The organism is Emticicia sp. C21, assembly GCF_003418935.1.
Taxonomy (GTDB): Bacteria; Bacteroidota; Bacteroidia; order Cytophagales; family Spirosomataceae; genus Emticicia.
On sequence record NZ_QVMT01000004.1, the window covers coordinates 228,230 to 241,478 of the forward strand.

General features: G+C 38.2%; 13 protein-coding genes. 2 read left to right on the forward strand and 11 right to left on the reverse strand.

The features are described from left to right. Positions 1–50: 50 nt before the first annotated feature. The 3 genes from D0T08_RS11475 to D0T08_RS11485 all read right to left on the reverse strand — a co-directional run bounded on the left by D0T08_RS11475 (position 51) and on the right by D0T08_RS11485 (position 4,616). Positions 51–2,474: an ABC transporter permease gene (locus D0T08_RS11475; RefSeq protein WP_116982775.1), complete on the reverse strand. Its 2,424-nt coding sequence runs from the start codon at positions 2,472–2,474 to the stop codon at positions 51–53. Positions 2,475–2,630: 156 nt separating this feature from the next. Continuing rightward, positions 2,631–3,308, reverse strand: a complete 678-nt coding sequence (locus D0T08_RS11480) for an ABC transporter ATP-binding protein (protein WP_116982776.1) — start codon at positions 3,306–3,308, stop codon at positions 2,631–2,633. Between the two features lie 57 nt (positions 3,309–3,365). Beyond that, positions 3,366–4,616: an efflux RND transporter periplasmic adaptor subunit gene (locus tag D0T08_RS11485; RefSeq protein WP_116982777.1), complete on the reverse strand. Its 1,251-nt coding sequence runs from the start codon at positions 4,614–4,616 to the stop codon at positions 3,366–3,368. 370 nt (positions 4,617–4,986) lie between these two features. Between D0T08_RS11485 and D0T08_RS11490 the strand changes: the two genes are divergently transcribed. After that, positions 4,987–6,339 (forward strand): sigma-54 dependent transcriptional regulator, encoded by a 1,353-nt coding sequence (locus D0T08_RS11490; RefSeq protein WP_116982778.1) that lies wholly within the window; start codon positions 4,987–4,989, stop codon positions 6,337–6,339. 38 nt (positions 6,340–6,377) lie between these two features. Here the strand turns inward: D0T08_RS11490 and D0T08_RS11495 are convergent, their stop codons facing one another. Continuing rightward, complete coding sequence (locus tag D0T08_RS11495; protein WP_116982779.1) at positions 6,378–7,013, reverse strand: LysE family translocator; 636 nt, start codon at positions 7,011–7,013, stop codon at positions 6,378–6,380. Continuing rightward, complete coding sequence (locus D0T08_RS11500; RefSeq protein ID WP_116982780.1) at positions 7,010–7,672, reverse strand: pyridoxamine 5'-phosphate oxidase family protein; 663 nt, start codon at positions 7,670–7,672, stop codon at positions 7,010–7,012. Before D0T08_RS11500 ends, D0T08_RS11495 begins: the two co-directional genes overlap by 4 nt. Positions 7,673–7,772: 100 nt before the next feature. Between D0T08_RS11500 and D0T08_RS11505 the strand changes: the two genes are divergently transcribed. Next, entirely contained in the window at positions 7,773–9,233 is a 1,461-nt protein-coding gene (locus D0T08_RS11505; RefSeq protein ID WP_116982781.1) for a PLP-dependent aminotransferase family protein, read from the forward strand. Positions 9,234–9,238: 5 nt separating this feature from the next. Here the strand turns inward: D0T08_RS11505 and D0T08_RS11510 are convergent, their stop codons facing one another. The 6 genes from D0T08_RS11510 to D0T08_RS11535 form a co-directional block, all read right to left on the reverse strand. Next, on the reverse strand, positions 9,239–9,601 hold the full coding sequence (locus D0T08_RS11510; RefSeq protein WP_116983026.1) for a Spx/MgsR family RNA polymerase-binding regulatory protein: 363 nt from the start codon (positions 9,599–9,601) through the stop codon (positions 9,239–9,241). Between the two features lie 134 nt (positions 9,602–9,735). Continuing rightward, positions 9,736–10,281 (reverse strand): DUF4136 domain-containing protein, encoded by a 546-nt coding sequence (locus D0T08_RS11515; RefSeq protein WP_116982782.1) that lies wholly within the window; start codon positions 10,279–10,281, stop codon positions 9,736–9,738. A gap of 11 nt (positions 10,282–10,292) precedes the next feature. Beyond that, positions 10,293–10,853, reverse strand: coding sequence for a DUF4136 domain-containing protein (locus D0T08_RS11520; RefSeq protein WP_116982783.1), 561 nt, complete (start codon positions 10,851–10,853; stop codon positions 10,293–10,295). Between the two features lie 212 nt (positions 10,854–11,065). Further along, positions 11,066–12,091, reverse strand: coding sequence for a 3-dehydroquinate synthase (gene aroB / locus D0T08_RS11525; RefSeq protein ID WP_116982784.1), 1,026 nt, complete (start codon positions 12,089–12,091; stop codon positions 11,066–11,068). Between the two features lie 116 nt (positions 12,092–12,207). Then, on the reverse strand, positions 12,208–12,444 hold the full coding sequence (locus tag D0T08_RS11530; RefSeq protein WP_229238947.1) for a hypothetical protein: 237 nt from the start codon (positions 12,442–12,444) through the stop codon (positions 12,208–12,210). Then, on the reverse strand, positions 12,413–13,018 hold the full coding sequence (locus D0T08_RS11535; protein ID WP_116982786.1) for an RNA polymerase sigma factor: 606 nt from the start codon (positions 13,016–13,018) through the stop codon (positions 12,413–12,415). The genes D0T08_RS11530 and D0T08_RS11535 overlap by 32 nt, the downstream gene beginning before the upstream one ends. Between the last annotated feature and the right edge of the window lie 231 nt (positions 13,019–13,249).

Sequence of the window (13,249 nt, forward strand, 5' to 3'; positions counted from 1 at the left end):
GAAATTTATTAATTTCTTCCTTGCTCCGTTCTCCTTTTTCCTTTCTCCAATTATTCTGATTTCAATGACCTAACCGGATTCATTAATGCTGCTCTGATAGACTGATAGCTTACAGTAAACAGGGCTATCAATAGCGCCACCACACCCGCTAACCCGAAAACCCACCAGGTGATTTCGGTACGATACGCAAAGTCCTGAATCCATTTATTCATCAGGTAGTACGCCAATGGCGTAGCAATCAGAATGGCAATCAGGACTAATACTACAAACTCCTTTGAAAGCAAGGCTACCAGATTTGGTACACTTGCTCCTAAAACTTTACGGATACCTATTTCTTTGGTGCGTTGCGCCATCATCATCAAAGCAATGGCAAACAAGCCCATACAAGAAAGGATAATAGTTAAAGTGGCCGCACTCATCACAATCTGCGACATTCTCTCTTCTTTCTTATATTGATTATCAGTATTTTCGTCCAGGAAAGAAGGCATATATTCTGATTTTGGGGCAATTTCTTTGTAGACTTTGCCAATCAGGTCGATAGTTGTTTTTGGTGTTTCAGGCGTAAGTTTTACGAAAATATAATTGACACCGAAATCGCCCTGATAAAGGAAAGTTATCGCTTCAATTTTATTTTTCAACGACTCAAAATGATAATCTTTTACTACCCCTACAATGGTTTTGCCCAGGCTATCACCCAAACCTATTTTTTTACCTATAGGATCTTTATATCCTAATTGTTTAACCATTGTTTCGTTCACGATACACGCTCTGTCTTTATCTGATGGGAACTCACGAGAAAATTCTCTACCTGCTACTAAGGTCAAGCCCAATGTTTTTACATAATCGTAATCGATACTTAAACCGTTGGTACGGTAAGTTTTACCTTCCATTTCAAAGCTATAAACTGATTTATAACCTGAGCCATCCTTGCCTCTGCCAATATTTATATCTGCTCCGGTAATGCTTACAATCTGAGATTCATTCGCCAGCTTATTACGCATAAATTCCAATACCTTTCCCCCTTGTACTTCATTACCCACAGGAATACTGATTACCTGTGTTTGATTGAAGCCTAGCGGTTGGTTGCGTAAATAGTCTATCTGTTTCCAGATAATAAGCGTACAGCTAATCAATAAAATAGCAATGCTGAATTGGGCTACAATCAGGGCACTTCTAATACCTCCTGAACGGGAGCTTACTTTTATTTTTCCTTTTAAAACTTCTACTGTGTTGAATTTAGCTACAGCTAAAGCCGGGTATCCTCCAGCAATTAAAGTGATAATCAAAAAGCTGGAAAGTAATAGAATACCCACCATAGGGCTAAGGAGATTTTCGAAAGTAAGGTTACTTCTGAATAAGGTGTTATATTGTGGCATCAGGGTAGTAGCCAATACGCACCCGATGCCAAATGCCAGAATACAGATAATAAAGGCTTCTCCCCAGAATTGCCCTACAATCTGGGCTTTCAGTGCGCCCAACGCTTTTCTCATGCCTACTTCTTTGGCACGGGTCATTGAGCGGGCAATAGAAAGATTAATGAAGTTGATACAAGCAATTAGTAACACTAAACCACTGATAACTAATAATATGTAAGGATAAGCAATGTCAATTGAACGGCTTCCACCTGCTTGTTTATTAAAGTGCATTTCAGGCATTGGCAATAAACGTAGGCTGCGTACTTCTCCTCTTTCATCAGGTTTTGCGCCGTCTTTTTTTAGTTGCTCAATACTGCCTTTATAATATTTTTCAGTAAAGGATTTCAGGCGTCTTTCAAAACTCAGGTAATCAACTTTATCAGCCAGTTGCACATATACATCATGATAATTTGAGTCCCATTTTTCTTTTGAGTCTTTATATTCAGGATTATTCTCAAAACGCATCAACATATCATTCTCAATTGATGAGTTTTTTGGCGCTTTTTCCATCACTCCTGTTACGACAAAACTTTCAATTCTGCCACCAAAATTCAATTGCACAGTTTTGCCGACAGGGTCAGCCTTATCGAATATCTTTTCAGCTACTTCTTCATTCAAAACCACACTGCGCAAATCATTCAGGGCTATGTCGGGATTTCCTTTCAGCATTTTGAAAGAAAACATTTTCAGAAAATCAGCATCAACATAGCGAATGTCTTCATCAATCGTTTTCTCGCCTTGCACAATCTGCACACCACTGCTTACAATACGCGTAGCATACTTAATCTCAGCATTGAAATCACTTTTCAAGGCTGGCGTTAAAGGTGTAGACAAATTAGACTGATACTCTATTTTTTCAGGTTGATTGATCTTGAAGTAAGTTCTGAAAATTCGGTCTTTATTAGCCTGAAAATCATCGTAGGTAAACTCAAAATAAGCTGTCAGAAATAGCAAAATAGCGCAACCGAAAGCGATTGACAGCCCTACGATATTGATAGAGGTATATGCTTTATTCTTCCAGAGATTACGAAGGGCGATTTTGAAATAATTTTTTAACATAGTTTTTTCAAAATTAAATGTGGGGAGGACAGGCTGTGGAATGGCAATAGCAAATGAAGCTTACTATGATTTGTATCATAATAAGCCCATTTTACAGCATTTTAACGTTTATTAACTCGTCTTATTCCCGACAGGTAGTCAGGAAATATCTTTACACTATACGTGGAAATTCTCTGTTACTACCTTACCATCGAAGAGGTTGATAATTCTGTGAGAGAATCCTGCATCATAAGGTGAGTGGGTAACCATGATAATAGTAGTGCCTTCATTGTTCAGCTCCTGAAGCAATTTCATTACTTCTTCGCCGTTGGTAGAGTCTAAGTTACCAGTAGGCTCATCGGCAAGAATTAATTTTGGTTTAGCTACCACCGCACGTGCAATAGCTACACGTTGTTGCTGACCACCCGATAATTGTTGCGGAAAGTGATTGCGACGGTGCATGATATTCATTCTCTCTAATACTTCTTCTACCTTTTTCTTACGTTCGGTAGCAGGTGTTTTTAAGTATAAAAGAGGAAGTTCTACGTTTTCGAAAACTGTTAATTCGTCAATCAGATTAAAGCTCTGGAAAATGAAACCAATATTCCCCTTGCGGTGTGAAGCGCGTTCTCTCTCAGTCAATTTGGCTACTTCAACGCCATAGAAATCATAGCTTCCTTCAGATGGGTTATCTAACAAGCCCATGATATTGAGCAGGGTTGATTTACCACATCCTGATGGACCCATGATGGCAACGAATTCACCATCTTTGATATTCATGTCAATACCATTCAGGGCGGTAGTTTCTACCTCTTCGGTAGTGAACACTTTTTGAAGATTAGATACTTTTATCATAATTTTTGTTTTTTATTTCTTGAATATCAAGGGTATTTGTTTATAAGTTTATACAGATTATTTTAGATCAAGAACTTCATTATCCCCAAAGTTTTCATAAGAAGAAGTGATTACTTTATCACCTACTTCAAGTCCTTCTAATACTTCAAAGTATTCAGGATTTTTGCGACCTAAGGTGATTTTGCGTTTTACTGCTTTGCCACCTGATTTATCTAATACATACACCCAGTTTCCACCTGTATCAGAGAAGAATCCACCTACTGGTAAAAGTACGGCTTTCGTAGCTTTACCCAATTCTAAACGAATAGGAGAAGATTGCCCTCTTTTAATACCCTCAGGTACAGTTTTTGAGAAAATCATATCCACCTGGAAACGACCGTTACGAATTTCAGGATAAATTTTGGTAATTTCCAGTGGATAGTCTTTTCCGCCAAATTCAAAAGTACCACTCAAGCCTGCGAAAATTCTTCCGTTGTAGTGCTCATCAATATCAACACGTAGTTTGAAACCATTCAAGTCGTCAATTTGACCAATGTTTTGTCCCTGGCTTATATTAGAACCTACCTCTACATCGATTGATGATAATAAACCTGCAACAGGTGCTTTTACCACAAGGTTTTCAAGTGTTTCACGCCATAATTGTACGTTTTTCTGTGTGCGTTCCAAAGTACCTTCCAGTTGTTTAATCTGCATGGCAGCATTTTCTTCCTGGTATCTTTGTGACTCTACATCAATTTCTTTCTGGCTTACCAACTTTTCGTAATCACGTTTCGCTTTCAGATAGTCAGCCTCGGGAATTACCTTGTCGTTATACAATTTCTTGTTTCTCTCGTATAAATCTTTAGCCTGATCTGTCAAAAAATCTAAGTCTGACATATTCTTACGAATCGTAAATTTCTCTACTTTCAAGCGTTGGCGTGTATTCTGTAAGTCGTTCACCAATCGGCTTGCTTCTGTTTCTGACTGTAAGAAATTAAGCTTTAAATTCTGATTCTCTAATTTTAATATTACCTGACCTTGTTTCACTATATTACCGCCATCTACTACTTTCTCCTTTACGTATCCTCCTACGATGGCATCCAAGCGAATAATTCTCAAAGGCAATACCACTCCCGTAACCACGATAAACTCATCGAATGTACCATTAGTTACCTGTGAAATAGTCATTTTATCTTTTTCCGCATTCAGTGTTGAGCGTCTGTCTGCAAAAAGCAAGCTATAAGCTGCAAATGAGGCAAATAATACGCCACCAAGGGTTAATAAGATTCGCTGTCTACTCCAGAATTTCTTTTTTATCTGCTTGTCCATTGTAATTTTTTAATTGCTATACAATTCGTGTTTAGGCAAATTGTTGTCTGTTACTGATTGTTAATTAAGTCTAAAAATAAGATTTAAATCTAATCATTCATAATTCACAATGTGTGCCAATTATTTTAAATGACTGATTATCAGTAGTTTAAGAAATAAATACACTTTAAAATTGTCCGATTTCGGACAATGCTTGTACGCTCACGGACGAATACCTAAAGATAGCTATTTTATATAAAAAAAATTAATCAATTTATTATCAAATAGTTATCTTCGCTTTCGGATATTTGCTTTTTGAAAGGAAGATTTTTTATCGTAAAATGCGAAAAAAACGCCTTAAAACACAATTTTACTAATCTGAACCTGAATTATGTCAAAGCTTTTAATCATAGATGATGATGTAGATGTATTAAGTGCAGCTAAATTATTTTTAAAAAGACATTTTGGACAAGTCGATATTGAAAAAAATCCTGAGCGGATTCCTTTTCTGGTTTCTAACGGAAATTATGATGTCATATTACTTGATATGAATTTCACGCGTGATGTAAATACCGGTAAGGAAGGCTTCGAATGGCTTGATCGTATACTAGATATAGACCCACAGGCTTCTGTTGTATTGTTTACAGCCTATGGCGATGTAGAAATGGCCGTGCGTGCCATTAAAGTAGGTGCATCAGACTTTGTATTGAAGCCTTGGGAGAACGAAAAACTGTTGGCTACCATGCAGTCGGCCTTAGAAATAAGGGAATTACGAACTGGCAAAACACCAACGGTAAAACGCAAAACAGAGAGTAAAGTCGAGATTATCGGCAAAAGCCCTGCCATGCAAAAAATCTTTGAGACTATCGATAGAGTAGCTGCTACCGATGCCAATATTCTGATATTAGGAGAAAACGGAACCGGAAAAGACCTGATAGCCAGAGCTATCCACGAGAAATCTGACCGCTCAGAGAAACCATTTGTACATGCAGATTTGGGTTCTATCTCTGAAACCTTATTTGAAAGTGAACTTTTCGGACACGTTAAAGGCGCCTTCACCGATGCCAGGGAAGACCGTGTCGGTCGTTTTGAAGAGGCTAATGAAGGCACTATCTTCCTGGATGAAATAGGAAATATCCCATTGCCGTTGCAAGCGAAATTGTTGACAGTATTACAGAATAGAAGTGTAACCAAGGTAGGATCAAGCAAACCTAAGAATATTGATGTTCGTCTGATTTGTGCTACTAACGAGCCAATTCATGCCCGTGTAGCGCAACGTACTTTCCGTCAGGATTTATTGTATCGTATCAATACCATCGAAGTCAAATTACCACCATTGCGTGAGCGTATTGAAGATATTGTGACGTTGGCCGAGCATTTTCTGAAGATGTATCGCAAGAAATATAATCGTCCGGTTAGTACAATCAGTGCGGCATTGATCAAGCAATTGCAACGCTACAACTGGCCTGGGAACGTGCGTGAGTTGCAACATGCCATTGAGCGCGCTGTGATTTTATGTCAGGGCAATGTGCTACAACCTGAAGACTTCTTTGAAGGACAGGCTTTTGAAAAGCAGCAGGATTCAGCCCCATCATTCGACCAGACATTCCAATTGGAAGAAATGGAAAAAATGCTGATTATCAAGACCTTAAAGAAATTTAACGGCAATATCACCGAAGCCGCTCGTGAAATGGGTCTGACAAGACAGGCATTGTATCGGAGGGTGGAGAAATATGGGATATAAAAAATGGAGGGGTTGGTCTAAGGCCAACCCCTCCATTTTTATTTACCCTTATCCAAAGCCATTTTAATGGCTAAGCCTGATAAAACACTTGCCATAAACCATTTCTGGATTCTTACCCAGAATGGATTTTTAGCAAACCACTCTGCCACTTTTGCAGCAGTAAGCACTATCAACAGATTGATTGAAAAGCTTACCAGCATTTGAGTAAAACCTAGTTCAAGGCTTTGTGTAAGCACCGACCCATTTTCGATTTTAATAAACTGTGGAAAAAATGACAGATAGAAAACGGCAATTTTAGGATTAAGTGCGCTTGTTAAAAATCCCATACTTAATAATTTGCCTGGCTTATCTGCTTTTAAATCTTCTCTTATTTCAAAAATCCCCCTGCCTCTTGGTAAAACTGATTGTACTGCTAAATACAACAGATAACATACACCCAGGCTTTTAAGGATTAAATAGGCATAAGGTATAGTAAATAAAACGGCCGTCAAGCCAAAAGAAACCAGTAAAATATGCACCAGAAATCCCACAACAACGCCTGCCAAAGAAATAAAGCCTGCCCATCGCCCTTGTGTGATTGAACACGAAATGAGGTAAATCATATTAGGGCCGGGTGTAATAACCAAGCCGAAAGCTGCCAAGGCAAAAATCAATAGCTCTTTTATAGGTATCATAATGTTTGTTGCGCTGTTTCTTTGTAATTTGTTACATATGCTGGCACTGGCGTGTCATGCAACATCTTAGGGTCGGTGATGGGTGTTTGTGGTTGCAATTTTAATGGCAATACGCCTGCCCATACGGGTAATTGATAATCTTCTTCGTCATCATTTGCATTCCCTGCTCTTACCTTTGCCGAAACTTCTTCTATTTCAAATGAAATCACCATAGTTCCTTTCATTTCTTTGGCGTTTGGTTGTCTGATTTCCTCCCAACGTCCCGGAATAATCTGGTTAGTGAAGGCTTCCAAAGCATCCCAGCGTTCCTGTTCATCGGTAACTACTGTGGCAGCACTAAAAAGCACTACTGAGCGATAATTGACTGAATGGTGAAAAGCTGAACGCGCTAATACCAAACCGTCAATAAAAGAAACTGTCAGACATACCCTTCGCCCATCCGCCAGATTTCTCATAAAATGGCTACCCACAGAGCCGTGTATATAGATCTTACTACCAACACGGCAATACCCTGTTGGTATCATCATAGGCTGACCATCCTGCACATAAGCAATATGGCAGAAAAGCCCCTCGTCTAAAATCTGATGGATAGTCTCTTCATCATAAGCCGCTCTTTTGGCGCTTCGACTTATTTTGGTGTTAGGAGTAACCGGATACATATGGCAAAAATGTTAAAAGATAAATAGCTAATACTGAAGCAAAACTATATCTTTACTGGATTACTACTCTCATCCATTTTTACTCTATCAGGTAGTCCAGATGAAAATTCCTTTTAAGAGCCTCATTGTTTTTGATAAAGAATCTTCTATTCCACTGTATATACAGATTACTAATGCTATCATTAAGCATATACAAAGTGGTATTCTGCCAACTAATACACGTTTACCCGGCACAAGGGAGCTCGCAGAATTGATTGAAGTACACCGCAAAACTGTGATAGCTGCGTATGATGAATTGCTCTCACAAAACTGGGTAGAGACTGTCCCGCAAAAGGGAACCTTTGTGGCTACAAAACTACCTACTATAAAACCCACTATTTTAGCTGAAAATAGCTCAAAAGAAGATTGGAATACTCGGGTAAAAACGCGCATCAACGATAATTCCGTAATTTACCAACCGCCACATATTCAACACAAACTGGCATTTAATGATGGTCTACCTGACGTAAGACTAGCACCACGAGAAGAATTAGCAAGACTTTATGCACACTATATTCGTTATGCTGATCCTCTTAGCCTGGGTTATACTAATCCCCAAGGCGATATCAGGTTTCGTACGCTTTTTGCCAAGTATCTTAACGAAACCAGAGGTATACAAGCTGCTACCAATCAGCTTATAACCACCAGAGGCAGTCAGATGGGTATTTATCTGGCCGGGTTAACTATTCTGCAAAAAGGTGATACGGCCATAGTAGGTGAGCTGAGTTATAGAGCAGCCAATCTTACTTTTAAGCAATTACGTGCTGATTTAGTTACTATTCCTGTGGATGAGGAGGGTTTACAAGTGGATGCCATTGAAGAGATTTGTCAACATAAAAAAGTAAAGCTCATTTATGTAACCTCACATCATTACCACCCTACAACCGTTACTTTAAAGCCGGAAAGAAGGCTTAAATTACTGGCTTTGGCCGAAAAATATCAGTTTTTTATCATTGAAGACGATTACGATTACGCTTATCATTATGCCAATACACCTATTTTACCCTTAGCAAGTGCAGACCGCTACGGTTGGGTAATTTATGTAGGGTCTTTCAGTAAACAGATTGCGCCTGCTTTCAGGGTAGGCTATGTGGTTGCTCACGAAGCAATTATTGAAGAAATGACCAAACTCCGCCGTATCATTGATCGACAGAACGATAGCATTTTAGAATATTGCCTGGCTGATATGCTGGAAAACGGAGACCTGAAACGTTACGCCACCAAAGCCATGAAAGTGTATCGGGAAAGACGGGATTTTACCAGTTCATTATTGAAAGAGGCCTTGGGCGATAAAATAGACTTTAAAGTGCCTGATGGCGGTATGGCTATCTGGGCTAAATTTGCTGCTGATATTCAGTTACTGACACTTTCTGAAAAAGTAGCAAAAAATGGCTTATATCTGGCTAATGGCCAAAATTATAAAGCAGAAAATCCCACGCTTAATGCCTGCCGCATGGGATTTGCTAGTATGAATCAACAAGAAACAGAAGATGCCGTGAGAATTCTTAAAAAAGCTATATAGGATGCTTATTGCGCATCAGGTGTAAATATGACTTTGAACTGGTCGGCTTTGAAACCAACGACCATTAATTTACCATTATCATCAACTATTGGTCGCTTAATAATGCTTGTGCTCTCCATCATCGCCTTAATAGCTGATTCTTCATCAACAATCGCGTTTTTTACTTCCTCAGGTAATTCCTTATAGGTAGTGCTGTTTTTATTAAATACTTTATCTAGGGGTGCCTGTGATATCCATTCTTTCAATTTTTCGGCACTTATGCCCTCTTTTCTATAGTCATGAAACTGATAGACTATGTTGTTGGCTTTAAACCAATCCATAGTCTTTTTTATCATATCGCAATTCGGGATTCCGTAAATAGTAATCATATGAGGCTTTTTTAAAATTATACTTCCAGACGCAAAGTTAGTTTTTTCAACAAGACAATATCTAACTAGATTCTTAAAACATAAAAAATGAGGAATGCGTACATTCCTCATTTCAAGAGACATCTTATAATATTTTACAAATTTTCTTTGATTCTATGAGACTTCTGCCCTGCGGCAAAAAGCGGATACTGGTCAAAAATATTTCGTACAATACTCTTAAAATAATTCTTCTTAGAAGAAGCCTTATTAAAAATGCCTGTGGCATAGCCTCTCCAGACCACTTCACTTGTTTCAGCTTCTATTAATGAAATCATTAGTGTTCCTTTGCCTAAATCATATTTGACAGGTCGATATTCAGTATTATCATCTTCTGTTACTAACCAGTTAGTCAACGAGGGTTGTTCGTAGCCCTTATATCTTATCTGGTCATAATAGATAGTAAAGTTAACAAATACATTAGGAGCTTGAGCATTGAACTCATACCCCCGTGCTCTCATCTGATATTGTATGGCTTGCTGCACGTCTTCACAAATGATAGTTGTGTCACGTTCACAATCTACAAAAGCGTATGAGCGATATTTACCGAGATGATTGGAGTAACGATAATCATTTTCTACAAAAACCTTGGCACAGCTTCCCAATAAGACCGTCAGGCCTAGCAGAAGCATTAACCTTTTCATGATAAAGTCGATTAATATTCGTCTATCCTACGAGGTTTCTCTCCTGCCGCAAAAAGCGGATACTGGTCGAAAATATTTCGCACGACACTGCGGTAATAATTGATAGGCTTATTCACATTTTTATTAAAAACTCCGGAAGCATATCCACGCCATATGAGTCTGCTACTTTCTGCATCTAATAATGAGACTAAAATCATTCCGCCACCAAAGTGGAAGTTCTGTGCTTTATAGGTATCGTCTTCATCAAAATGATTCACCCAACGGTCTAAAGCAGGCTGAAAATATCCTTTATAATCCACACGGTCGCGGATGATACTATAACTTACCAGCAAACCTGGTTCTTTATCAGTTACTTTGTATCCACGGGCTTTCATTTGTCGGCGAATGGCATCCTGAATCTCAGTACAAACAAACGAAGTATCAATTTCACAATTCAGAAAGTTGTAAGTTTTGTACTTGGTAAAGTCAGTTTCATAACTATAATCGTTATCTACTAACAATTTGAGACGATTACAACTAATACTAGCGAAACCTAGGGCAAGAAGAGCAGAAAATAAATACAATTTTTTCATACGGCATACAGATTATTTTTGGTTAAATACAGCTTATTCAAACTCATTTATCAACAATCTCACGTATTCATTGCACGGCGGGCGTCAAGTCAAATATAGTAAGTGTTTTCTAAAAAGTCAAGATAAGTTTATTGATTGATTTTACTTGTTTTTACTCAAATAATATACGTTTCAATTGCTCCTTTGTGCCGTATTGCCAAAAATCTGTTCCATTAGTTCACATAATACTCCAAAGCTCGTTTCATTTCTCCTTTTGATACTGCAATATCGTACAAACAACTACCTGCACCATTGATTAGCGAAAAACGTATTTCTTTTCCTTTATTCTTTTTGTCCTGTTGGGTATGTCTAATAATTGCCTCGAAATCATCGGCTGTCATGGACGCTTTTCCATATACCGAGAATATAAACTCCTCAATCTGAGCTAATGTTTGCTCATTGATGAGTTTTCTTTCAAAAGATATATACGACTCACAGAGCATTCCGGTTGCAATTGCTTCGCCATGAAGCAATCTTTTTTTTCCTTTATCTAAAAAATAGGTCTCAATGGCGTGCCCGAGGGTATGTCCGAAGTTAAGAATCTTGCGCAAACCCTTCTCTGTTGGGTCTTGCTCCACCACTTTTTTCTTAATTTCAACCGAGTGAGCAATCAAATCAGGGAAGTCTTGTTGATTTAAATCTTTTCTTCTGATTTCATCCCATTTTGCACCGTCCTGAATCAGGCAATGCTTGATAATCTCTGCAAAACCCGAGCGTTTTTCTCTTCCCGAAAGTGTTCCCAGAAAATTAGGGTCTATCAATACAGCTTTTGGTAAAGTAAAAACTCCCAGATGGTTTTTTAACCCCTGAAAATCAATACCCAGCTTCCCTCCTACGCTGGCATCTACCTGCGCCAGAAGTGTAGTCGGAATCTGAATAAAATCTATTCCTCGTTTATAAGTGGCTGCACAAAAACCGCCCATATCGCCAATTACTCCACCTCCCAGATTAATCATCAGGGCATGGCGGTCTAGTTCATCAGCAGTCATAGCCGACCAGATTTGTTCGCACGTAGTCAGGTTTTTGTACTCTTCGCCGTCTTTAACTGTTATAAGCGTGTGCTTAGGCAAAGAATCTTTGATGAAAGGATAACAGAATTTTTTGGTGTTGGTATCTGCCAGAACAACGATTTTGGAATAGTCTTTCTGACCCAGAAAATTTTGCAGACTTTCGGTAATTGGAGATATAATAACAGACATTTTACCTTTGATTGGTTAAAGAACCAAAGGTAATGAATCATTTAAAGAATTACCAATTTGCCTTCCTGTCATTTCGGTGTTAAACTGAAATGACAGGAAAACAAAAAGCCCAAAAATTAATTTTTGGGCTGGTAATTTCTTGAGAAATTTAAAATCTTGTCGATAGCCTTATCTGAAGGCGAGAGTTGAATCTGGTCTAATCCTAATTTGATATCTGCACAATCAAGGTAGAAGTCAAGTAATTCACCATCATGAAGTAAAGCTCCTTCAATCAGTTCGTTTTCTTGATTCGATGTCTCGTTATACAAATAGCGAATTACATCATCTTGCGTATTGGTAAAGGTTTGTATCATAAGCATATGCGGTTTTACTCATCATTTTTCTAAGGTTGATGAGAGCATAACGCATTCTACCTAACGCTGTGTTGATACTGACCCCAGTAGCATCTGCTATTTCCTGAAAACTCATGTCGTCGTAATGACGCATCACAAGCACTTCGCGCTGCTGGTCAGGAAGACGTTTAATCAAATCTCTTAAATGCTCGTGAGACTCTCTTTTGATCTGCATTGATTCAATCGAGTCTTCAGCAAACTCAAGTGTGTTAAACACGCTGCTTCCGTCTTCAAACACTACGCTAGGGTAGCGTTTCTCTCTACGAAAAAAGTCAATGGCTAAATTGTGAGCTATTCTTAGTACCCAAGGAAGAAACTTACCTTCTTCGTTGTATTTACCTTCACGTAAAACTTCTACAGCTTTTATAAAGGTATCTTGCAGCAAATCTTCTGCTACATATTGATCTTTCACAACAAGGTATATGGTGGTATAGACTTTCGACTTATAACGTTGTACAAGGGTGGCAAAAGCCTTTTCATTACCGCGGATATACAATGATACTAGCTCACTATCGCTAACTTGGATTTTTCCCATTTTTGTATTTCAATTTAGTTAACGTAGAGCTTTATATCATATTGTACATTTTGGTTTTAAATTTCGAAGATTTTTTTTGAATGTTTAAAGATAGTAAATAAATCCGATTCCTGTCAAGTCTTTAATACAAATATTTTAGTTAATAATTTGTTAATAAACCAAATGATATTTCGGGTTTAGCGTTATATACGAAACAAAACCAAAAATTATACCGTTATATTTTGCTCACTT